The organism is Janibacter sp. GXQ6167 (genome assembly GCF_041365945.1).
Classification (GTDB): Bacteria; Actinomycetota; Actinomycetes; order Actinomycetales; family Dermatophilaceae; genus JBGFSK01.
The window spans coordinates 42,401-63,591 of the sequence record NZ_JBGFSK010000009.1 but is presented as its reverse complement, the minus strand read 5'-3'; the positions used below and the strand labels follow the sequence as shown (position 1 = coordinate 63,591).

The 21,191-nt window shown below is 69.6% G+C and carries 20 protein-coding genes and 1 tRNA gene; 14 read left to right on the top strand and 7 right to left on the bottom strand.

Annotation, left to right across the window (positions count from 1 at the left end; genetic code table 11):
• Window positions 1-7: 7 nt before the first annotated feature.
• From AB8K43_RS13090 to argG, 5 genes are all read right to left on the bottom strand, one after another.
• Window positions 8-1,000, bottom strand: coding sequence for a beta-ketoacyl-ACP synthase III (locus AB8K43_RS13090; protein ID WP_370894653.1), 993 nt, complete (start codon window positions 998-1,000; stop codon window positions 8-10).
• Window positions 997-2,187 carry an acyltransferase domain-containing protein gene (locus tag AB8K43_RS13085; protein WP_370894652.1) on the bottom strand — a complete coding sequence of 397 codons (1,191 nt, stop codon included), beginning with the start codon at window positions 2,185-2,187 and terminating at the stop codon, window positions 997-999. The genes AB8K43_RS13090 and AB8K43_RS13085 overlap by 4 nt, the downstream gene beginning before the upstream one ends.
• Before the next feature lie 55 nt (window positions 2,188-2,242).
• Window positions 2,243-3,481, bottom strand: coding sequence for a PucR family transcriptional regulator (locus tag AB8K43_RS13080; protein WP_370894651.1), 1,239 nt, complete (start codon window positions 3,479-3,481; stop codon window positions 2,243-2,245).
• Between the two features lie 80 nt (window positions 3,482-3,561).
• A complete protein-coding gene (locus AB8K43_RS13075) occupies window positions 3,562-5,544 on the bottom strand; it encodes an endonuclease/exonuclease/phosphatase family protein (protein WP_370894650.1) in 1,983 nt (660 codons plus the stop codon).
• 22 nt (window positions 5,545-5,566) lie between these two features.
• The gene (gene argG / locus AB8K43_RS13070; protein ID WP_370894649.1) at window positions 5,567-6,988 is read right to left on the bottom strand and encodes an argininosuccinate synthase; all 1,422 of its coding nucleotides are present in this window, start codon (window positions 6,986-6,988) and stop codon (window positions 5,567-5,569) included.
• A gap of 56 nt (window positions 6,989-7,044) precedes the next feature.
• On the opposite strand from argG, the gene AB8K43_RS13065 reads away from it, so the two are divergent.
• Together AB8K43_RS13065 and AB8K43_RS13060 are read left to right on the top strand one after the other, a co-directional pair.
• Window positions 7,045-8,049, top strand: a complete 1,005-nt coding sequence (locus AB8K43_RS13065; protein WP_370894648.1) for a glycerophosphodiester phosphodiesterase family protein — start codon at window positions 7,045-7,047, stop codon at window positions 8,047-8,049.
• Between the two features lie 13 nt (window positions 8,050-8,062).
• The gene (locus AB8K43_RS13060) at window positions 8,063-8,395 is read left to right on the top strand and encodes an MGMT family protein (RefSeq protein ID WP_370894647.1); all 333 of its coding nucleotides are present in this window, start codon (window positions 8,063-8,065) and stop codon (window positions 8,393-8,395) included.
• 180 nt (window positions 8,396-8,575) lie between these two features.
• Here the strand turns inward: AB8K43_RS13060 and aceE are convergent, their stop codons facing one another.
• Window positions 8,576-11,350, bottom strand: a complete 2,775-nt coding sequence (gene aceE / locus AB8K43_RS13055) for a pyruvate dehydrogenase (acetyl-transferring), homodimeric type (RefSeq protein ID WP_370894715.1) — start codon at window positions 11,348-11,350, stop codon at window positions 8,576-8,578.
• Window positions 11,351-11,518: 168 nt separating this feature from the next.
• Window positions 11,519-12,343 (bottom strand): formate dehydrogenase accessory sulfurtransferase FdhD, encoded by an 825-nt coding sequence (gene fdhD / locus AB8K43_RS13050; protein WP_370894646.1) that lies wholly within the window; start codon window positions 12,341-12,343, stop codon window positions 11,519-11,521.
• Between the two features lie 43 nt (window positions 12,344-12,386).
• Between fdhD and AB8K43_RS13045 the strand changes: the two genes are divergently transcribed.
• The 12 genes from AB8K43_RS13045 to AB8K43_RS12990 all read left to right on the top strand — a co-directional run bounded on the left by AB8K43_RS13045 (window position 12,387) and on the right by AB8K43_RS12990 (window position 21,181).
• Window positions 12,387-12,911, top strand: coding sequence for a PH domain-containing protein (locus AB8K43_RS13045; protein WP_370894645.1), 525 nt, complete (start codon window positions 12,387-12,389; stop codon window positions 12,909-12,911).
• Entirely contained in the window at window positions 12,908-14,422 is a 1,515-nt protein-coding gene (locus AB8K43_RS13040; RefSeq protein WP_370894644.1) for a PH domain-containing protein, read from the top strand. Before AB8K43_RS13045 ends, AB8K43_RS13040 begins: the two co-directional genes overlap by 4 nt.
• 55 nt (window positions 14,423-14,477) lie before the next feature.
• The gene (locus AB8K43_RS13035; protein ID WP_370894643.1) at window positions 14,478-14,903 is read left to right on the top strand and encodes a DUF3052 domain-containing protein; all 426 of its coding nucleotides are present in this window, start codon (window positions 14,478-14,480) and stop codon (window positions 14,901-14,903) included.
• 44 nt (window positions 14,904-14,947) lie between these two features.
• Complete coding sequence (locus AB8K43_RS13030; protein ID WP_370894642.1) at window positions 14,948-15,427, top strand: peroxiredoxin; 480 nt, start codon at window positions 14,948-14,950, stop codon at window positions 15,425-15,427.
• Entirely contained in the window at window positions 15,427-16,020 is a 594-nt protein-coding gene (locus AB8K43_RS13025; RefSeq protein WP_370894641.1) for a DapH/DapD/GlmU-related protein, read from the top strand. Before AB8K43_RS13030 ends, AB8K43_RS13025 begins: the two co-directional genes overlap by 1 nt.
• 66 nt (window positions 16,021-16,086) lie before the next feature.
• Window positions 16,087-16,159, top strand: a tRNA-Val gene (locus tag AB8K43_RS13020).
• Window position 16,160: 1 nt separating this feature from the next.
• On the top strand, window positions 16,161-17,012 hold the full coding sequence (locus tag AB8K43_RS13015) for a Nif3-like dinuclear metal center hexameric protein (protein WP_370894640.1): 852 nt from the start codon (window positions 16,161-16,163) through the stop codon (window positions 17,010-17,012).
• Window positions 17,009-17,737, top strand: a complete 729-nt coding sequence (locus tag AB8K43_RS13010; protein ID WP_370894639.1) for a zinc ribbon domain-containing protein — start codon at window positions 17,009-17,011, stop codon at window positions 17,735-17,737. The genes AB8K43_RS13015 and AB8K43_RS13010 overlap by 4 nt, the downstream gene beginning before the upstream one ends.
• Window positions 17,737-18,939, top strand: coding sequence for a bifunctional RNase H/acid phosphatase (locus AB8K43_RS13005; protein ID WP_370894638.1), 1,203 nt, complete (start codon window positions 17,737-17,739; stop codon window positions 18,937-18,939). Before AB8K43_RS13010 ends, AB8K43_RS13005 begins: the two co-directional genes overlap by 1 nt.
• A gap of 9 nt (window positions 18,940-18,948) precedes the next feature.
• Window positions 18,949-19,488 carry a hypothetical protein gene (locus AB8K43_RS13000; RefSeq protein WP_370894637.1) on the top strand — a complete coding sequence of 180 codons (540 nt, stop codon included), beginning with the start codon at window positions 18,949-18,951 and terminating at the stop codon, window positions 19,486-19,488.
• Between the two features lie 46 nt (window positions 19,489-19,534).
• The gene (locus AB8K43_RS12995; RefSeq protein ID WP_370894636.1) at window positions 19,535-19,948 is read left to right on the top strand and encodes a rhodanese-like domain-containing protein; all 414 of its coding nucleotides are present in this window, start codon (window positions 19,535-19,537) and stop codon (window positions 19,946-19,948) included.
• A gap of 3 nt (window positions 19,949-19,951) precedes the next feature.
• Window positions 19,952-21,181 (top strand): O-succinylhomoserine sulfhydrylase, encoded by a 1,230-nt coding sequence (locus AB8K43_RS12990; protein ID WP_370894635.1) that lies wholly within the window; start codon window positions 19,952-19,954, stop codon window positions 21,179-21,181.
• The last annotated feature ends 10 nt before the right edge of the window (window positions 21,182-21,191 follow it).

Sequence of the window (21,191 nt, the reverse complement as noted above, 5' to 3'; positions counted from 1 at the left end):
TTGGGGGTTAGGGGATCCGGACGACCTGGGCCGCATAGACCAGGCCCGCCCCGAAACCGATCTGCAGGGCCAGGCCGCCACGTTCGATCGTGCCCTCGCGGAGCATCCGCTCCATGGCGAGGGGGACGGAGGCGGCCGACGTGTTGGCGGTGGTCTCGATATCGCGGGCCACGGGGATCTCCGGGGGCAGGTGCAGCGTCTTGATCATCGCGTCGATGATCCGCATGTTGGCCTGGTGCGGGATGAAGGCCGCGAGCTCGTCGGCTCGCACGCCCGCTGCGTCCAGGGCTTCCTGCGCCTTTTTGGCCATCGACCACACGGCCCACCGGAAGACCGTCTGACCCTGCATGGTGATCGTCGGCCAGGCGAGATCGCGATCGCGGACCTCGATCCACGACTCCCGCTGGGTGATCGCATCGCGGTGGGTGCCGTCGCTGCCCCAGACGGTGGGGTAGATGCCCTGGGTCTCGCTCGGGCCGATCACGGCCGCCCCGGCGCCATCGCCGAAGAGGAATCCCGTGCTGCGGTCGGCCGGATCGGTGAAGTCGGAGAGCTTTTCGACTCCGATCACTAGGACGTGTTTGGCGGTGCCGCCACGGACAAGATCGGAGGCGAGAGCCACGCCATAGCAGTACCCGGCGCAGGCCGCGGAGATGTCGAAAGCCGCGCAGGTGAGGCCAAGGCGCGCGGCGACTTCGGGAGCGGCCGCGGGCGTTTGGAAGGGGTGGCTGACGGTCGCGAGGATGATCGTGTCGATCACCGAAGCCTCAAGCCCGGCGTACGCGAGCGCCTCGCGCGACGCGGCCACCGCCATGTCGATCACCGACTCATCGTCGGCGGCGCGGTGGCGGGTCTTGATGCCCGAGCGTTCCTGGATCCACTGGTCCGAGGAGTCCATCGCCTCGACCAACTCGCTGTTGGGGACGACACGTTCTGGGCGGTAGCCGCCCACCCCGAGGATCTGGCTGAACCGGGGCCCGGTCGCGCTCGACACGGTCATGCCGAGGCCTCCGCGCCGATCGGGTGGAGGCGAAGGAGCGGTTGCCCGGGGGCGACGGGATCGCCGTCCTCGACGAGCCATTCGATAACCTGGCCCGGGTGCTCGGAGCGCACCTCGATGCTCTCGCGAAGGGAGGAAATGCTGGCGATCGTCGCACCGGCTGTCACTCCGGAGCCCGCCGCGAGGCCGCCGTCAAGGGTGACGCGCCCCTTCGCCGGAGAGACGACCACGCGCCACGCGGGCTCGCTGGCCTCACGGGGGGATCCGTGTTCGCGCACCATGCGCTGAGCGGCCTCGATGTCATCGGGGGTCCGAAGGGCGAGGGTTTCGACCCCCTTCAGCTCCCGCTTGGCGAGGCCGGTGAGGGCCCCGGCCGGGGGGATCTCGATGATGCCGGTCACCCCGAGATCGCGCAGGGTCTGAAGGCAGAGGTCGAAGCGGACCGGGTTGCTCACCTGAGTGACGATGCGGCGCAGGACCTCTGGGCCAGAGACGACGACCTGACCGTCGGCGTTGGAGACGAGCGGGACACGGGCGTCATGGGTCGAGATGGCGCGCGAGAGCCGGACCAAGGTGTCGACCGCGGGGGCCATGTGTTCGGTATGGAAGGCCCCGGCGACCTTCAGCGGCAGGACGCGAGAACGCGCCGGCTTGTCGTCAGCGAGGGCGGCCAGCTGCTCGAGGGTGCCGGCGGCGACGATCTGGCCCGCACCGTTGCGGTTGGCGGGGGTGAGTCCGTGCCGCTCGATGGTGGCGACGACCTCCTCTTCGTCCCCACCGATCACCGCGCTCATCCCGGTCGGGGTCGCGGTCGCGGCGTGGGCCATGGCCTTCCCCCGCTCGCGGACCAGGACCATGGCCTGCTCGGCGCTGATGACCCCGGCGGCGCTCGCAGCCGTGATCTCACCGACCGAGTGGCCGACGCCGGCGCCGACGACGCGGAAACCGTCGGCGGGGTGCTCGAAGAGCGCGAGAAGGGAGAGCAGTCCGGAGGCGACGATCAGGGGCTGCGCGACGGCGGTGTCCTTGATGGTCTCTTCGTCCGAGACGGTGCCGTGGCGTTCGAGATCAATCCCCGCCACGGTAGAGAGCCAGTGGAGCCGGTCGGAGACGCCGGGAACCTCGAGCCAGGCGCTCAAGAAGCCGGGGGTCTGGGAGCCCTGTCCGGGGCAGGTGATCGCAAGCACGTCTTCTACGGTCGCCTGCGACGGCCCGTCGCGGCGACACCGCACCCGACGAAGCTCACGTCCCGATTATGGAGGAATCCTCTAAAAGTTCGCCGAGAGCCAGCGCCACCCGCACGGTGAACGCGTCGTGTGGCTCGGTGAGATCGAAGCCGGTCACGTCGGCGATCCGACCGAGCCGATAGCGCACGGTGTTGACGTGGACGTAGAGCGCTCTCGCGGTGCCCTCAAGACCTCCGCGAGAGTCTAAGTAGGCGGCCGCGGTCTCCTTCAGCGCCGGGTGCTCGGCGAGGGGGGAGCAGACCCGGTCGACGAGGGCGACGCGGGCCCAGTCGTCACCCACGAGGGTGCGCTCGGCGAGCAGGTCGTCGGCCGCGCACGGCCGGGGGCGGGCCGGCCAGGCCGCGGCGGCACTGTGCCCGGCAAGCGCTGCCGCGGCGGAGACGACCGCGCCGTCGAGGTCATCGACTCGAGGGCCGTAGACGACCGGGCCGGGGCCGAGATGCTCGGCGAGGGCGCCGATTTGCGCGAGGACGTCGAGGACTCCACCGAGGACCACGATGAGGCGGGCGCCATGGACTCCGGCGAGGACGCTGAGCCCCATCGGCGCGGCCCGGCGCTGGAGTTGATCGATCAGCTCGGCCGGGTCGCTGACTCGATCGCTGCCCCTGGTCGGCGCGCTGACCTGCGAGGACGCGCCATTGGCCGAGTGGCGCGCCGGAGTGGGCGCATCGCAGACCAGGACGACGATGTCGCTCACCCGCCCCCAGCCCAGGGCGGCGGCGCGCGAGTGCATCGACTCATCCACTTCGCCGCGCAGGACCGAGTCGATGACGAGCGATTCCAGGCGCGCGTCCCAGGCGCCGCGCTCCTCCGCAGCTTCGGCGTAGACCTGCGCTGCGCTGAAGGCAACCTCACGGCTATAGCGCAGGACCGACTCGCGCATGGCGGTGACGTCCTGTGGCCGAGCCATCGCTTCGACGTGTTCCTCGACGACGGCGACGACCGAGCGGATGAGGTCCAGGGTCTGGGCGAGCGAGATGGCCTTGGTGAGGGCCCGGGGGGCCGCGGCAAAGGCGTCGTCGGTGGCGGGGGAGGTGGTCCCATCGAGCCAGGTGATGAAGTTCGCGATCCCCGCCTGCGCGACCTGGGCGACCCACGCCCGCTCCTGGGCGCTCAGCTCCCGATACCAGTCGTGCTGCTCGTCGATCCGCTGGGTGGCCGCGGTCGCCATCTCCCCGGCGCGCCGGGAGACCTCCCTGCGCGCGGTCAGGGAGACCCGTCCGCGCCGACTCATGGCCCGATCATACGGTGGGTGTGGTGAGGGTCACTGTCGGCTCCACACAAAGAGCGCTCACCCTAGGCGCTGAGCGCCCCTTACTCCTTCGGGCGCAGCGTGATCGCCACCGGGAGGTGATCCGACCACGGTAGGTCCGGGTGCGCAGGGTCGCTCGCCTCGAGTGAGCGAGAGGTGATGATGTGGTCGATCCGCATGGGTTCGCCGGCGCCGGTCGGGATCGTGCTGAAGGGAGCGGCCTCACCCAGGGCGTCGCGCAGGCCCTCGCTCACGATCGCCCAGGCGTCGGGCATCACCTCGGGGTCGATGTTGAGGTCCCCGGCGAGGACGGCCGGGTGGCCCCCGGCGGCCGCCTCGTCGACGAGGGAGCGCAGCGCCAGCACCTGGGCGCGGAAGGTGGGGCTCATCTGCTCGTAGTCATCGGGCTGGAGGTGAGTCGCGATGATGCGGTACTCCTGACCCCCTCTGGTGACCGTCGCCGAGAGCGCCTGCGCACCGGTCGGGCCGCTCGGTGGCAGCGGCACGCTGCGCACATCGCTCACCGGCAGGGCGGTAAGGATGGCATCTCCCCAGAGCGGATCCGCCGCGGGCGCCCAGATGACCCGCATGCCGAGCTGATCGGCGAGCCGGCTGACCGAGTCGTGGCCGCCGTTGAGAAGCCAGCCGCGGTCGACCTCACCGAGCACGACCACGTCCGGGTTGAGTTGCCGCAGGGCATTGGCTTGCTCGCTCAGCCGTAGTCGCCCGTCGAGGCCGTAACCCATCCGGATGTTGTAGGTGACGAGCCGCAGGTGTGGCTCGGCAGCGTCGTCGTCGGTGCGCTCCACGGGCGAAGCGCCCGTGTGGAAGGCGGCGAGGGTCGCCACGATGCACAACGCGATGCCGGTGCGCGCCATCGCAAGGATGAGCGGCGGTCGGGCCGGGGGCGTCGGAGGTCCGGCCCCGACGACGCAGACCGCGACGACGAGCGCGGCGACGACGGGCAGGTAGAGGTTGGGGTAGCCGACGTCGTACGCGGCATAGAAGGCGAAGACGAGGACGACGAAGAGGACGAGCCCGCCGGTGGCGAAGGCCCCCGAGCCGCGCAGCGGAGTCGTCCCCGGGCGCGACGCCGCTCGGGCGGTGCGCCCCGGTGCCGCCGCCCACCCGATGAGCGCACAGATGGCCAGGTGCCCGATGGCCTGGGTCGCGACAAACCACGGCGGAAGGACGTCATGGATCCCGCCGAGGGGTTCGGGGGAGATGACCGCGATCGTGGCGGCCGCGGCGAGGACGAAAGCGGGCAGCAGCGGGTGCGCGGTGAACAGGCGCGGTCGGGCCGCGCACCATACGCCCACGACGGCCGCGGCGCCGATGACCATGGGCCCGAGGGGGCGCCCGATCGCGGTCTGCGCGACGGCCGGGTTGGCCGTCCAGGTCCCGACGAGGAAGAGGGCCGGTCCGATCGCGAGCCAGGAGCGGTCCGGCGGTGCGTCCACGGGCGGCTGCGCCGGGGCGCGCCGGGCCCGTCGCATCAGGAATGCCGCCACCGCGACCTCAGTGATCAGCAGCACCCAGGAGAGCCACCCATCGCGCCAGACCAGTTCAACGGTCCCGAAGGCGATGTGCGCGATGGTGCTCGCCGCGATCCCCGCGACGAGGCCGACGGTGATCTCGCGGGGGCGGACCCCCTTCGGGGTGAGGACCGACATCACCAGGCCGACGAAGGCACAGGCGCCGAGCCCCACCATCAGCGAGGACACGGCGAGTTGCGGCATCCCCCCATTCGTCATCTGGAGCAGGAACCGAAGGGGGAGAAGCAGCCAGGCGCAGACGACCGCAGTAGCGAGCCGGTTGAGGCCCGGTCGCGCGAAGGCCACGAAGGCGGGGAGGATGAACCAGATCAGCGCGTACGCGCCGATCCCGGCGGCGGAGGACTCGCCGGGTTGGCCGACGAGGGTGATGAGCGACGGGAGGAAGACTCGCAGACCGTCGAGGAAGAGCAGCGTGGCCGCGGCGACGCCGAGCATCGCTGGCGTCGCCGCGGGTGCCGGTCCAATCCGGCGAACGGACGGGATCGTCATCGTCGCTTCCGAGGGAAGGGGGCTAGTCGGTGCCGAATTCCATCGCGGCGCGGTCCAGCATCTCTTCTTCCTCATCACGGCCCGCTGCCGGGTTCGCGGCGATCTGCTCGGCGCCGCCGGGAGTGAGCTCGCCCATGATCTCCAGGTGCCCGCCCGCGAGCTGGCCCTGCTGGGCGTAGACCTCGAGCTTGCTGCGGCTGTCGGCGATGTCGAGGTTGCGCATCGTCAGTTGGCCGATCCGGTCGGTCGGCCCGAAGGCGGCGTTCTCGGTGCGCTCCATCGACAGCTTGTCGGGGTGGTAGCTGAAGTTCTCTCCGCGAGTGTCGAGGATCGAGTAGTCGTCCCCGCGGCGCAGGCGGAGCCGGACCTCACCGGTGACGGCCGAGGCCACCCAGCGCTGGAGGGACTCGCGCAGCATCAGCGACTGCGGGTCAAACCAGCGGCCTTCGTAGAGCAGCCGGCCGAGACGGCGCCCTTCGGTGTAGTAGTTCGCGAGGGTGTCCTCGTTGTGGATCGCCGCGAGCAGCCGCTCGTAGGCGATGTGGAGCAGGGCCATCGCCGGGGCCTCGTAGATCCCGCGCGACTTGGCCTCGATGATCCGGTTTTCGATGAGGTCCGACATGCCGAGGCCGTGACGACCGCCGATCGCATTGGCCTCGTGGACGAGGGCGACCGGGTCGTCGTAGTCGACACCGTTGATCGCGACCGGGCGGCCCTGGTCGTAGCGGATCGTGACGTCCTCGGTCTCGATCGCGACCGCCGGGTCCCAGAAGCGCACGCCCATGATCGGGTCGACGATCTCGATGGACTCATCGAGATGCTCGAGGGTCTTGGCCTCGTGGGTCGCGCCCCAGATGTTCGCGTCGGTCGAGTAGGCCTTCTCCGCGCTATCGCGGTACGGCAGCTCACGCTCGGTGAGCCACTGCGACATCTCCTGACGCCCGCCGAGTTCGCGGACGAAGTCGGCGTCGAGCCACGGCTTGTAGATCCGCAGCGCCGGGTTCGCCATCAAGCCATAGCGGTAGAAGCGCTCGATGTCATTGCCCTTGAAGGTGGAGCCGTCGCCCCAGATCGAGACCTCGTCCTCGGCCATAGCCCGCACGAGGAGGGTGCCGGTGACCGCCCGCCCGAGGGGGGTGGTGTTGAAGTACGTCCGCCCGCCCGAGCGGATGTGGAAGGCGCCGCACGCGATCGCCGAGAATCCCTCTTCGACGAGAGGGACGGTGCAATCGACCAGGCGAGAGAGTTCGGCGCCGTACTGCCCGGCGCGGCCCGGGATCGAGGCGATGTCGTCCTCGTCATACTGGCCGATATCGGCGGTATAGGTGCACGGGATCGCCCCCTTCTCGCGCATCCACGCAACCGCTACCGAGGTGTCGAGACCGCCAGAAAAGGCGATGCCGACACGTTCACCATCAGGAAGAGACGTCAATACCTTGGACACTCGGCAGAGTCTATGCATCGAAGGGGGGTGCCCGCGCCGTGCGGTTCAATGAGCAGGTGACGCCTCCCCCCTTCGTCATCGGCCATCGCGGTGCCTGCGGCTACCGCCCGGAGCACACCCTCGCCTCCTACGAGCTCGCCGCTCGGCTGGGGGCGGACTTCCTCGAACCCGATCTCGTGATGACCTCTGACGGGCATCTCGTCGCCCGGCACGAGAGCGAGATCGGCCACACGACGGATGTGGCGAGTCGGCCCGAGTTCGCGACGAGGCGCACCACCAAGGTGATCGACGGGCGCGAGGTGAGTGGGTGGTTTAGCGAGGACTTCACGCTCGCCGAGATCAAGACCCTGCGCGCGATCGAACGGATTCCCCAACTGCGCCAACAGAACACGCTCTACGACGGGGCCTACGAGGTCCCGACCTTTACGGAGATCCTCGATCTGCGTCAGCGGATGGAAGGGGAACTCGGCCGCCCGATCGGGGTCTACCCCGAGACCAAGTCACCGAGCTATTTCGAGAGCCTCGGGCTCTCCTTCGACGAGCCGCTCCTCACGGCCTTGCGGGCGGCCGATCTGGACCGGGCGGATGCTTGGTGCTTCGTCCAATCCTTCGAGATCACCAACCTCCGGCGGCTGCGCGAGGCCCATGGCGCCCGGGTGCCGATGGTCTTCCTCACCGAGGGACAGGGCGGGCCGCACGGGGACCCGCGCCGGTATGAGGACTATCTGACCGGTCCCGGTCTGACGGAGCTCGCCGAAACCGTCCAGGGGATCGGGCCCGCGAAGGACCAGGTGATCGCCCGGACCGAGAGCGGCGCGCTCGGCGAATCGACGGGGCTTGTCGCCCGGGCGCACGCCGCTGGGCTCGTGGTCCACCCCTACACCTTCCGGGTCGAAAACGCCTTCCTCCCCACCGATCTACGCGTCGGCAGCGTCGAGCACGAGGTGGGCCGGGCGTTCGACGAGCAGCTGGCCTTCCTCGGCGAGGGGGTCGACGGCCTCTTTTGCGACCAGGCCGATGTCGGGGTCGAGGCGCGGCGCCGCTTCCTCGACGGCCGCTGACCCTCGTCGCGCGATGGACCTCGCCGAGCAGGTGCACGCCGTGGTGCGGCTCATCCCGCCCGGCCGGGTCGTCTCGTACGGCGATATCGCCGCGCTCCTAGGGATCGGGCCGCGCCAGGTCGGACAGATCATGGCGAAGGGGGCCACCGACCTGCCCTGGTGGCGGGTCACCAGCGCCTCCGGAGACCCGCCCCGGCACCTCCGAGAGGCGGCCTGCGCCCACTTCGCCGAGGAGGGGATGGAGGTGAAGCGCAATGGTCTCGGGGTGTCGATCGCCCGCTACCGCGCCGACCTCCCGCAGTGGGCCGACGACGCTGAGGCGACCCTCGGCCCCCTTCCTCGCTGACCCCGCCCCACCCGACCCGACCGACCCGACCCGACCCGACTTTGCTTAAGCACGTCCTTGTTGCTTACCCCCGAGGGTGAGCAACGAGGACGTGCTTAAGCAAAGAGAGGACCCTCCCGCTCTTGCTTAAGCAAAGGCGGGAGAGTCCGGGGTCGTGGTGGGAAGGGGGTGAGCCGCGGCCTACGCGTCGCCTCCGGCATTGCCGGAGGTCCCGGCCGAGACATCGTGCAGTCGGTAGCGCTTGGCCGCCTCTGCCGGCACGTCGGCGTCGATCCAGCCCCGCGCGGCGAGCATCTGCAACGCGCGCACCGCAATCGAGGGCCCATCGACGTGGAAGTAGCGCCGAGCGGCGGCGCGCGTGTCGGAGAAGCCGAAGCCGTCCGTGCCGAGCGCCGAGAACTCCTCGGGCACCCACGGGCGGATCTGGTCTTGCACCGCGCGCATGTAGTCCGAGACCGCGACGACCGGACCGACCGCTCCGGTGAGCGCCTCGGTGATGTACGGCGTGCGCTTGGGCTTCTCCGGGTGGAGGTAGGCCTCGAGATCGCAGTCCATCGCCTCGCGTCGCAACTCGCTCCAACTCGTGACCGACCAGACGTCGGCGACGACGCCCCAGTCCTCACGGAGCAGGTCCTGAGCCTCGCGAGCCCAGGGCATCCCGACTCCGCTCGCGAGCAGTTGAGTGCGCGGCGGGGTGTCGCCCAGGCCCTCGGCGTTGCCCGGCTGGTAGAGGTACATCCCCTTCAGCAGGCCGTCGACGTCGAGGTTCTCCGGCTCGGCGGGCTGGACGATCGGCTCGTTGTAGAGCGTCAGGTAGTACATGACGTTGCGGTTCGGGTCATCCTGCGGTGCGTCCCCGCCGTACATCCGCTCCAGTCCGGCCCGCATGATGTGGCCGATCTCGAAGCCGAACGCCGGGTCGTACGCCACGACCGCGGGGTTCGTCGCAGCGAGAAGGGGGGACTGCCCGTCGGCATGCTGCAGGCCCTCACCGGTCAGCGTCGTGCGACCGGCCGTCGCGCCGAGCAGGAAGCCGCGGGCCATCTGATCGGCAGCGGCCCAGATCCCGTCACCGGTGCGCTGGAAGCCAAACATCGAGTAGAAGATGTAGAGCGGGATCATCGGCTCGCCATGGGTGGCGTACGACGTCCCCGCCGCCGCGAAGGCGGCCACCGAACCGGCCTCGTTGATCCCGGTGTGCTGGATCTGCCCCTGCTCGGACTCCTTGTAGGCAAGCATTAACTCGGCGTCGACCGAGGTGTAGTTCTGCCCGTGCGGGTTGTAGATCTTGATCGTCGGGAAGAACGAGTCCATCCCGAAGGTCCGGGCCTCGTCGGGGATGATCGGCACGACCCGCTTGCCGAACTCCTTGTCGCGCATCATGTCCTTGATGAGACGCACCCAGGCCATGGTGGTCGCGACCTGCTGCTTGCCAGACCCCTTCGCCACCTGCTTGTAGGCATCCGGGCCCGGAAGGGAGATCGGCTGGTAGTCGACGCGGTGGCTCGGGAGGCCACCGCCGAGCTTGTCGCGGCGCTCGCGCAGGTACTGGATCGCCTCATCCTCCGGCCCCGGGTTGTAGTACGGGGGGAGGTAGGGGTCGGCTTCGAGCTGCTCGTCGCTGATCGGGATGCGCAGGTTGTCGCGCAGGGCCTTCAAATCATCGAGGGTGAGCTTCTTCATCTGGTGGGTCGCGTTACGTCCCGCGAAGCTCTTGCCGAGGCCGTAGCCCTTGATCGTCTTGACGAGGATGACCGTCGGCTGCCCAGTGTGCTCGACCGCGGCCCGGTAGGCGGCGAAGACCTTGTTGTAGTCGTGACCGCCGCGCTTGAGCTTCCACCAGATGTCGTCATCGGACCAGTCCTTGACGAGCTTGCGGGTGCGCGGGTCGCGGTCGAAGAAGTGCTCGCGCACGTAGGCACCGTCGTTGGCGCGGAAGGTCTGGTAGTCCCCGTCCGGGGTCTGGTTCATCAAGTTGACGAGGGCGCCATCGTGATCGGCAGCGAGCAGCGGGTCCCAGCCGCGGCCCCAGACGACCTTGATCACATTCCAGCCGGCGCCGCGGAAGAAGGCCTCGAGCTCTTGGATGATCTTGCCGTTGCCACGGACCGGGCCGTCGAGGCGCTGGAGGTTGGCGTTGACGACGAAGGTGAGGTTGTCGAGTTCCTCGTTAGCGGCGACCTGGAGCAGGCCGCGGCTCTCCGCCTCGTCCATCTCGCCATCGCCGAGGAAGGCCCAGACGCGCTGCTGAGAAGTGTCCTTGATCCCGCGGTTCAGCAGGTACTTATCGAACTGCGCCTGGTAGATCGCGTTCATCGGGCCGAGGCCCATCGACACGGTCGGGAACTCCCAGAAGTCCGGCATCAAGCGCGGGTGCGGGTAACTCGGCAGGCCCTCGACCTTGCCGTCGACGACATGGCTCTTCTCCTGGCGGAAGCCGTCGAGCTGGTCCTCGGTAAGCCGCCCTTCGAGGAAGGCGCGGGCGTACATTCCCGGCGAGGCATGGCCCTGGAAGAAGATGTGGTCGCCGCCGCCCGGGTGGTCCTTGCCGCGCCAGAAGTGGTTGAAGCCGACTTCATAGAGGGTCGCGGCCGAGGCATAGGTCGAGATGTGCCCGCCGACGGCGACATCGGGGCGCTGGGCCCGGTGGACGAGGACCGCGGCGTTCCAGCGGATCCACGCGCGGTAGCGGCGCTCGATTTGCTCGTCGCCTGGGTACCACGGCTCGTGGAGCGGGTCGATCGTATTGACGTAGTCGGTCGTCGTGAGGGAGGGGACGCCGACATTCTTCATCCGCGCCCGCTCCAGCAGGCGCAGCATCACATAGCGGGCGCGTTCGCGCCCCGCCTCATCGATCAGCCCGTCCAGGGAGTCCACCCATTCCTGGGTCTCCTCGGGGTCGATATCCGGCAGCGACGTCGGGATCCCGTTTAGGATGGGTCCGTCGTTCGGCATCTCGTCGCGTCCGACCACGTCGGCGCTCCTTTCGCGGTCTTCGGTGGACGGCAGCGGCATCGACCGTCGGGTCTGGCCTGCCATCTCGGTACGCCCCATCCTATGGTGGCGCGCGTCACAACCCTAGTTGGGTCTCCCGCGGCCGTTGTCGATGAGCAGCGAAGGGGGTCAGCTGGTCACCCGGTCGGGGTGGCTCAGCACGCTCGCGCGGGGTGGACGGACGAAGGCGGCGAGGGTGAGTCCGGCCCGGTCGGCGGCCTCGACGGCGAGGGTGGAAGCCGCCGAGACGCAGGCGATCAAGGGGACTCCGGCGGCCGCTCCCTTCTGCACGATCTCAAAACCCGCGCGGGAACTGACGAGCAGCCCGAGCCCGGAGAGGTCGCTGCGCCCTTCGCGGACCGCCCACCCGATCACCTTGTCGACGGCGTTGTGCCGGCCGATGTCCTCGCGGACGACCAGGACCTCGCCGTCGGGGGTGATCAGGGCCGCGGCGTGGACCCCACCGGTGGCGTCGAAGACGCGCTGGCGTTCACGCATCGCCGCGAGACCCGCCTCGATGGCCGAGAGGGTGAAGGTGGTCCGATCCCGATCGATCGCGTGGGGGAGCCGGGTCAGCAACTCATCGACCTGCACGGTGCCGCAGATGCCGCACCCACCGGTCGCGATTTCTGCTCGGCCGACGAGCGGACGCCGGGGGAGCAGGCCGGGAGCCATCGCGACCTCGACGACGTTGTAGGTCGGCAAGCCATCGTCGCCGGTGTCGGTGCAATGCATCATCGTCGCGATGTCCTCGCCGGAGGCGATGACCCCTTCGGTCAACAGGTGACCGAGCGCGAGGTCGAAGTCGTCCCCGGGCAGGCGCATCGTCACCGTGACGACCTCGCCGCTGAGCCGGATCTCGAGCGGCTCTTCGACGGCGAGGGTGTCGACGCGGCGCTGGCTCTCTCCGCCGCGCCACTGCTGGGCCGGTGCCCGTCGGGTAAGTCGTCCCATGACCGGTCAGCCTAAGTGGCGCTGCCTTTGATTGACTGGGTCGGTGAGCCAGCCGATCCAAAGCCCTGCGCCGAGTGCACCGGCCATTGACCTCTACGACAATCACCAGTTGCCCTGGCAGCTGGTGTCGCGGCGGCTCATCACGGTCCGTTCGATCGCGCTCGCGATCCCGATCGTCGTGCTCCTTACGATCGCTGGCACTCTCGGCGCCTTCCTCCACCCGCTGATCGCCACGATTGCGGTGCCGATCGTCGTGGCCATGTGGATCTGGGGGCAGTGGCTGATCATCCGGCAGGTCCCGGCGATCTCCTACGCCGAACTGGAGGACGAGGTGGCGATCCGCCGCGGACGGCTCTGGCGCCGGCTCGTCACGATCCCCTACGGGCGGATTCAATACGTCGACCTCGAGGCCGGTCCGCTCCTTCGCGGCTTCGGCCTCGCCTCGATCGAGGTCCACACCGCCTCGCCGTCGAGTAATGGCTCCATCCCCGGGCTGCCCGAAGCCGAGGCGCACGCCCTGCGGGAGCGCCTCGCGGCCCGCGGCGAAGCTCAGCGGGCGGGGCTGTGACCCAACCCGCAGCGAACGGCGAGTGGCAGCGGGTGCATCCGCTCTCGCCGTTACTGAGCGGCGGCGTCGTGCTGCTCGCGATCCTCGGCTGGCTGATCAGCCAACAGTTCGAGCGGATCTTCGGGGCGTTCGGGAGACCCCAGCAACCCGATGACTGGGAGGGAAGTGGCTACGACGCGGTGCTCTCGAACCCACTGCTGTCCTTGGCCGGGCTCATCCTGGTGATCGCCGGCGTGATTGGCGTCAACGCCGCGATCTGGTGGGCGACGCGCTATCGCATCGGACCGACGAGCACCGAGCTGCGCACCGGTTTGCTCTTTCGCCAGCACCGCCAGGTCCGCCACGACCGGGTGCAAGCCGTCGACGTCTCGCAACCGATCCTGGCCCGCCTCTTCGGGCTGGCGCAGGTCCGGGTCGAGTCCGCGGGCGGCTCGGACTCCCACCTCGCGCTCACCTACTTGCCCCTGCGGGAAGCCGAGCGCACGCGCGACCAGCTCCTCGGGCTCGCCGCTGCCGCCGATGCCCCGGGCGTGACCGGAGGCGAAGGGGGAGAGAGCGACGCATCGCAACGAAACCCCACGCCGACGGTGCTCTTGCTCCAGATGCCGTTCGAGCGACTCATCATGTCGATGGTGCTCGCCGCGGCGCCCGCGGCCGGCGTCTTTGCGGCCCTCGCGATCATCGTCCTGGTGCTCACTTCGAGCGTCGGCGTCGGAATCGGGCTCTTCCTTGGGTCGATTCCGCCGCTCGTCCTAGTCCTCCTCGGGCGGATCCGGGGCCTGCTGACCTGGGCTAATCTCACCGTCCACGAGAGCGGCGACACCCTACGGATCCGGCGCGGCCTGACCTCGGTGCGGACCTCGACCGTGCCGATCCGCCGGGTGCAGGCGGTCGAGGCCACCCAGCGCCTGATGTGGCGGCAGAAGGACTGGTGGGACCTCAAGATCAACGTCGCGGGAGCCTCCCTCGGGGGCGATGCGACCGAGACCGAGTCGGTGCTCGTACCGGTCGGCACCCTCGAGGAATTGCGCCGCATCGTCGGCGTCCTCCTCCCGTCGGCCGACCCCGAGGTCGTCGCCGACGCCCTTCGCGCCCCCCACCAGCTGGGCGGGGACTGGGTTGTCGCGCCTCGCTCGGCGAGGTGGGTCGCGCCCTTCGCGTGGCGCCGCACGGGAGCGCACGTGGGCCCGGACGCCGTGGTGACCCGGGGCGGATGGCTCCGCCGCCGCGTGCAGGTGGTGCCCCAGGGGCGGGTCCAGTCGATCGCCCTGCGGCAGGGCCCGATCGACCGGCGCCTCGGCCTCGCCGACCTCCACCTCGTCTCGACCGTCGGGCCGGTGAGCCCGGTGCTTGAGCACCTCACGGTCACCGACGCCACCGCCCTCGCGCAGATCGAATCCACCCTGACCGCGGCCGCCCGACGGGTCCCCCTTCCAATGCCCACAGCGCCCTCGGAAGAACCCGACACGCCTAGTACCGCTTGCGATGCGGGCCCGAACCCGCTGGACTAACGCCCAACGTGCTTCGCGCACACCGATCGAGGACAACAAGAAGGGAACAGGTGACGTGACCGGCGAGACCGGGCCCGAGGCCATGGCTGCGGCCGTAGCCAAGCTGGGGTTCGAGAACGACCAGGTCGTCCAGGAGTGGGGCTGGGACGACGATGCCGACGATGACTTCCGCTTTGCGGTGGAGGACGCGGTTGGCACCGAACTGGAAGACGAGGACTTCACCGGCGCCGCCGACGCCGCGATTCTCTGGTGGCGAGACGAGGACGGCGATCTCACCGATGCGCTCGTCGACACGCTCGGCACCTTGGAAGACGGCGGCATGATCGTGTTGCTCACCCCCCGAGGCGACGGCGATGGCGCCGTCGACCCCGCCGATGTCGAAGAGGCAGCGACGACGGCGGGCCTGCACACCTCGACCACGGCGATGTGCGGAGAGCGCTGGGTCGCGACCTTGCTGGTAGCGCGCAAGAGCGGCCGCTGACCTTCGCCGCTGGATCGGTGATCGGGCTGGCAGACTCAGGTGCCATGAGCACTAAGACGCCCGGCCCGGCACAGGTGGGCGATATCGCCCCCGGCTTCACCCTGAAGGACCAGAACGGGCGCGATGTGAGCCTCGCGGACTTCGCGGGCGATAAGGCGGTCGTGCTCGTCTTCTACCCCTTCGCCTTCTCGGGGATCTGCACCGGAGAACTGCGAGAGATCCGTGACGAGCTCGAGCGCTTCTCTTCCGACGCGGTTCAGGTCCTCGCGATCTCGTGCGACCCGATGTTCAGCCTGCGTGCCTGGGCCGATGCCGAGGCGTACTTCTTCCCGCTGCTGAGCGACTTCTGGCCCCATGGCGAGGTCGCGAGCGCCTATGGCGTCTTCAACGACGACGCCGGGATGGCGATCCGTGGCACCTTCCTCATCGACAAGGAGGGCCGGATCGTCTGGACCTTGGTCAACGGCCCGGGGGAGGCGCGTGACTTCTCGGGCTACGACGCCGCCCTGGCCTCGCTCGCCTGATGGACCCTGCCCGCGCGCGCCTTTGGTGGCAGCGCTGGCGATGGCTGGGGGCCCCGACCCGGTGGCCGTATCGCGCGCGCCTCGGGTACGAACTCGCCCGGCGTGGCGCCTTCGCCCGCGGGGTGGTGCTCGGAGAACCGCTCCAGATGCTCCGCGAAGGGCGCCTGCGCGTCGGTGAGCACGTCATCTTCGAGCCCTGGGTCTGGCTAACCGGGGGCGAATCCGGGTCGATCAGCATCGGCGACGGGACGATCATGAACGTCTCGGCAATGGTCGCCTCTCTCGACCAGGTGAGCATCGGCAAGCACTGCATGCTCGCCAACGGGTGTTTCGTTAGTGATGCTGACCACAAGGTCGACGACCCCGACCTGCCGATCACCTGGCAAGGGTTCGTCTCCAAGGGTCCGACCTCGATCGGGGACAACTGCTGGCTGGGCGTCAATTCCGTCGTGACCTCGGGCGTCACGATCGGCGAGCGCTGCATCGTCGCCGCCAATTCCGTGGTCAAGCACGATGTCCCGCCGTATTCGATTGTCGCCGGTGCGCCCGCGAGGATCGTCGGGTCGACCCGGCCCGCGACGCGCCAGCCCTGACCCTGGCGGGCGAACGCCCCGGTTTGACCTGGCACAATCGAGGCCGCCCCGGGTGACTGGTGGCGAGGGCCTGTAGCTCAGCTGGTAGAGCGCCACGTTTACACCGTGGATGTCGTCGGTTCGATCCCGGCCGGGCCCACATGATCACCGTGCGCGATGTCGTGGCCGTCCTCGACGAGACCTATCCGCCCGACACCGCGCAGTCCTGGGACCAGGTCGGTCTCGTGACGGGCGACCTTGACCAACCGGTCCGGCGGATCCTCGCAGCGGTCGACCCCACTCTGGCGGTGATCGACGAGGCCCGCGAGCTCGGCGCGGACCTGCTCTTCACCCACCACCCGCTCCTGATGCGCGGGATCCACTCGGTCGCGACGACCACGGCGAAGGGGGCGAGCGTCACCTCCTTGGTCGTCGGCGACGTCGCGCTCTATGTCGCACACACCAACGCCGACATCGCCGAACCCGGCGTCAACACGGCCCTGGCGAAGGCCTGCGGGCTCACCGAGACCGAACCGCTCGCGATCGAAGAGGGCCGCGGCATGGGTCTCGTCGGCGACCTGGGCGAGCCGGTCTCGCTCGCTGACTTCGCCGAGCGGCTCGCGGGCGCGCTCCCTTCGGCGCCGGGAGGGATCCGGGTGTCGGGGCCCGCCGGGGCGATGGTGCGCCGGGTTGCTCTGCTCGGTGGGGCGGGCGATTCCCTCTTCGACGCGGTCCGGGCCAGTGGCGCGGACGTCTACGTCACCTCTGACCTGCGCCATCACCCTGCTCTCGAGGCCCGCGAGGAGGCTCGCGGCGGTACCCCCTTCCTCATCGACGCCGGACACTGGGCGACCGAGTCCCTCTGGCTCGACCACGCGCTCGAGCGTCTTGTCGCAGCGTTGTCGGCCGCAGGACATGAGGTCGATAGGTTGGAGACCGGCGTCAGCACCATCAGGACCGACCCGTGGACCTTTACGGTCGGCGCCATGACCCCCAGCAAGGAGACCTCGTGAAGGCCGATCCCAGCGTCCAACTGCGCTTGCTCGACCTCCAGGCGCTCGACACGCGCCTGACCCAACTGGCCCACGCCGAGAAGACCCTGCCGCAAATCGCCGAGGCCGAGCAGGCCCGGAGCGCGCTCACGGCCGTCTCCGATGACCTCGTGCGCGCCCAGACGCACCTCAGCGATGTGCAGCGCGAGGTGACCCGGGCCGATGCCGATGTCCAGATGGTCCGCGATCGGGCAGCGCGCGATCAGGCGCGGCTGGATTCCGGTCAGGGCACCGCGAAGGACCTGACCGCCCTCCAGCACGAGCTCGCCTCCCTCGCTCGTCGTCAGGACGAGCTCGAAGAGATCGAACTGGAAGTGATGGAGCGCGCCGAGGAGGCCCAAACGGCCGTGGCTCGCCTCTCCGCCGAGCAGGGCACGGCGACCGCCCGGGCGGCCACCTTGGAGCAGGCCCGCGACGCCGCGCTTGCCGACCTCGACGCCGAGCGGGCGAAGGTCGAGCAGCCGCGTGCTGGCATCGTGGCCGAGATCGACGACGCGCTCATCGCGCTTTACGAACGCATCCGGGCGAATTCGGGGATCGGTGCGGCGGCGCTCGTCCAGGGCCGCTGCAGCGGATGCCAACTGCAACTGAACCCGGTCGACCTCAGCCGGATTGCCGCGGCCGCAGCCGATGAGGTCCTGCGCTGCGAGGAGTGCAATCGCATCCTCGTGCGGACCCCCGCCTGATGGGGCGCTCCCTGCGCGTCGAGGCCGACGGAGGGTCTCGAGGTAACCCCGGTGTCGCTGGGTATGGCGCGCTCGTGCGAGACGAGAGCGGACGGGTCCTCGTGCGCCTCGCCGAGCCGCTCGGCAAGGTGTCGAACAATGTCGCCGAGTACCGGGGCCTGATCGCCGGCCTGAGCGCCGCCGCACGGATCGACGCGGGGGCGCGGATCGAGGCGGCCCTGGACTCCAAGCTCGTCGTCGAACAGATGGCGGGCCGCTGGAAGATCAAGCACGCCGATATGCGGGCCCTCGCGCTGCAGGCCCGCGAGATCGTGCGCGAGATCGAAGCAGCGGGCGGGTCCGTGACCTACACCTGGATCCCGCGGGCCGAGAACACCGATGCCGATGCCCTCTCCAATGACGCGATGGACGGCCGCACGATCGAGGACTGGACGGACGGTGCTCCAGGCGAAGGGGGCGCCGCCCCTGCCGCGGGGGAAGAACCCCGCAGCGGCACCGGGCACGCTCCCGACGCCGGAGTGGGGCTCTCGCGCGAGGACGTCGAACCCACCCGCGACACCGACCAGATCCCCGCCCAGGCGCGCCCGGGCCGCGGCCGACCGACGCGGGTCCTGCTCGTCCGCCATGGCGTCACCCCCTTCACCGAGCAAGCCCGCCTGGATGGACGCGGTGGTCCCGACCCCTCGCTCTCCGACGCGGGTCGGGCGCAAGCCGCGGCAGCGGCCCGCAGCGCTGCGCTCCTCGTCGGCGACGACGAGGTCCAGGTCATCACCTCGGGCCTTGCTCGCGCCAAGGAAACCGGAGCCGCGATCGCCGAGGCGCTCGGGGTCGAGCCGGTCGTGGATGCCGACTGGGACGAGCAATCCTTCGGCGACTGGGATGGGCTCGCCGCCCCGGATCTGATCCGAGATCACCCGGACGACTTCCTCGCCCTTCGGGACGATCCGACGTACGCCCGCCCGGGCGGGGAGAGCCACGAGGACCTGCAGGAACGAGTCCTGGCCGCGTGGGAGCGCGCCGTCGCGCGCGGGGGCACGGTGATCGTCGCCTGCCATCGCAAACCCATCATGGTCGTGCTCGGGCACGTCCTCGGGATGCCGACCGAGCGCCTCTGGCGCCTCGCCGGGGCCCCGGGCTCGCTCAACGCCGTGGAAGCGTGGCCGGACGGGCACGCGGTCGTGGCCTTTACTAACCGGACGTAGCCCCCCTTCGTGATGCCGCTCCTCGCCGAGGTTGCCGATCAGTTGCCTGCCTGGCTCACCGCCGGTGGGCTGCTCGGCGCGATCACCTTCGGGCTGATCTCGGCGTACTTCCCGCCGCTCAATGCCGAGATCTACGCCGTGGCCGCCGCCGTCATTTATCCCGGCGAGTGGATGTGGTACATCACCGCGATGACCGGCGGGTTGATGGTCGGGAAGATCACCCACTTCATCGCCGCCCGCAAGGGGATGGACGTCTGGTCCGAGCGGCGCAAACGGCAGCCGAAGAAGCCGCCACCGGTCAGGTCCAACTGGCGCGCGAAGATGGCGCGCGCCTCGCGGCGCATGCTCGGCGTCATCGACGATCCGCTGAAGGGGGGAGCCGTGATGGCCTTAAGCGGCGGCGTCGGCTTCCCGCCGCTCGCGGTCGTGACTGTCGTCGCCGGAGCCCGGCAGGTGCCGCTCCTTTCCTTCACGCTCATCACCGGCATCGGGTGCTGGCTGCGCTTCGTCGTCACGGCCTGGCTCGTCTCCCTCGGCATCTCGCTCTGAGGGACCGCGAAACCGGTTGGGGCGCGCGGAGATTACGCTGCGCCCCATGAGTTACGCCGCAGATGTCACCCCGCAGGAGGCCTGGCAGGCCCTGACCGATGACCCGCGGTCGGTACTCATCGACGTGCGTACCGACGCCGAGTGGGCCTATGTCGGGGTCCCCGACCTGGGGCCGATCGACAAGCAGGTCGCCCTGGTGCAGTGGCAGCGTTATCCCGATGGGGCCCTCAACACCTCCTTCATCGACCAGGTCCGTGGGCAGGGGATCGACCCGGACGCGCCGGTCTACTTCATCTGCCGCTCCGGTGCCCGCTCCACCGCTGCCGCGGCGATCGCGAGCGCCGAGGGGTTCTCCGCGGCGTACAACGTGCTCGGGGGCTTCGAGGGTGACCTTGACGCCGACGGACACCGTGGCGTCGGCGGCTGGAAGGCGGCCGGGCTGCCCTGGCGGCAGGGCTAAGCGATGAGCACGACCCCCTTCGGGCCCGGTAACCCGCGCCCCTATCTCGACCCGTCCGGACTCGATCCGGCGACCCTGGCGATTCGCGGCGGGCAGGCGCGCAGCACCTTCGACGAGACCTCAGAGGCGATGTACCTCACCTCGGGCTTCGTCTACGGCAGCGCTCAGGAGGCCGAGGCGGCCTTCACCGAGGAGATCTCGAAGTTCGTCTATTCGCGGTACGGCAACCCGACCGTGGCGATGTTTGAAGAGCGTCTGCGCCTGCTCGAAGGTGCGCAGGCCTGTTACGCCACCGGATCGGGGATGGGCGCGGTCTTCACGGCCCTCGCGGCCCTGCTTGGCGCGGGGGAGCGGGTGGTCGCCGCTCGCGGCCTCTTCGGCAGTTGCTTCGTCATCCTCGACGAGATCCTTCCGCGGTGGGGCGTCGAGACCGTCTTCGTCGACGGCCCCGACCTGGACCAATGGCGCGAGGCGCTAGCGACGCCGACCACTGCGGTGTTCTTCGAGACGCCGAGCAATCCGATGCAAGAGCTCGTCGACATCGCTGCGGTCAGCGAACTCGCGCATGCCGCTGGGGCGAAGGTGGTGGTGGACAACGTCTTTGGGACGCCGGTCTTCTCGCGGCCGCTCGATCACGGCGCGGACATCATCGTGTACTCGGCGACCAAGCACATCGACGGTCAAGGCCGCGTCCTCGGCGGCGCGATCCTCGGCCCGCAGGAGTACATCGACGGGCCGGTGCGCAACCTCATGCGGCACACCGGGCCGAGCCTTTCGCCCTTCAACGCCTGGGTTCTGCTGAAGGGGCTCGAGACGATGAAACTGCGCGTCGATGCCCAGGCGGCGGGCGCTTTGGCCATCGCCGAGCACCTGGAGCGGCACCCCGCGGTGACCCAGGTGATCTACCCCTGGCTCCCTTCACATCCGCAGCATGAACTCGCTACGGCGCAGATGAGCGGCGGAGGGACGGTCGTGACCTTTGCGGTCGACGGGGGCAAGGACGAGGCCTTCGCGGTGATGAACGCCCTACGCCTCGTGGACATCTCGAACAATCTCGGCGACTCCAAGTCGCTCATCACGCACCCGGCGACCACGACCCACCGGCGCCTCGGCGAGCAAGCGCGAGCGGCGGTCGGGATCACGGATGCGACCGTGCGGATCTCGGTCGGGCTCGAGTCGCCGCAGGATCTCATCGATGATCTGGACCGGGCGCTGCGTCAGATCTCTCGATGACGGCCCCGCC

Bases quoted from the DNA above. Each gene is read 5' to 3' on its own strand.
- AB8K43_RS13090 (WP_370894653.1), bottom strand. From the start codon at position 1,000: ATGACCGTGTCGAGCGCGACCGGGCCCCGGTTCAGCCAGATCCTCGGG.
- AB8K43_RS13080 (WP_370894651.1), bottom strand. From the start codon at position 3,481: ATGAGTCGGCGCGGACGGGTCTCCCTGACCGCGCGCAGGGAGGTCTCC.
- AB8K43_RS13075 (WP_370894650.1), bottom strand. From the start codon at position 5,544: ATGACGATCCCGTCCGTTCGCCGGATTGGACCGGCACCCGCGGCGACG.
- AB8K43_RS13060 (WP_370894647.1), top strand. From the start codon at position 8,063: ATGGACCTCGCCGAGCAGGTGCACGCCGTGGTGCGGCTCATCCCGCCC.
- aceE (WP_370894715.1), bottom strand. From the start codon at position 11,350: ATGCCGAACGACGGACCCATCCTAAACGGGATCCCGACGTCGCTGCCG.
- fdhD (WP_370894646.1), bottom strand. From the start codon at position 12,343: ATGGGACGACTTACCCGACGGGCACCGGCCCAGCAGTGGCGCGGCGGA.
- AB8K43_RS13030 (WP_370894642.1), top strand. From the start codon at position 14,948: ATGAGCACTAAGACGCCCGGCCCGGCACAGGTGGGCGATATCGCCCCC.
- AB8K43_RS13025 (WP_370894641.1), top strand. From the start codon at position 15,427: ATGGACCCTGCCCGCGCGCGCCTTTGGTGGCAGCGCTGGCGATGGCTG.
- AB8K43_RS13015 (WP_370894640.1), top strand. From the start codon at position 16,161: ATGATCACCGTGCGCGATGTCGTGGCCGTCCTCGACGAGACCTATCCG.
- AB8K43_RS13005 (WP_370894638.1), top strand. From the start codon at position 17,737: ATGGGGCGCTCCCTGCGCGTCGAGGCCGACGGAGGGTCTCGAGGTAAC.
- AB8K43_RS12995 (WP_370894636.1), top strand. From the start codon at position 19,535: ATGAGTTACGCCGCAGATGTCACCCCGCAGGAGGCCTGGCAGGCCCTG.
- AB8K43_RS12990 (WP_370894635.1), top strand. From the start codon at position 19,952: ATGAGCACGACCCCCTTCGGGCCCGGTAACCCGCGCCCCTATCTCGAC.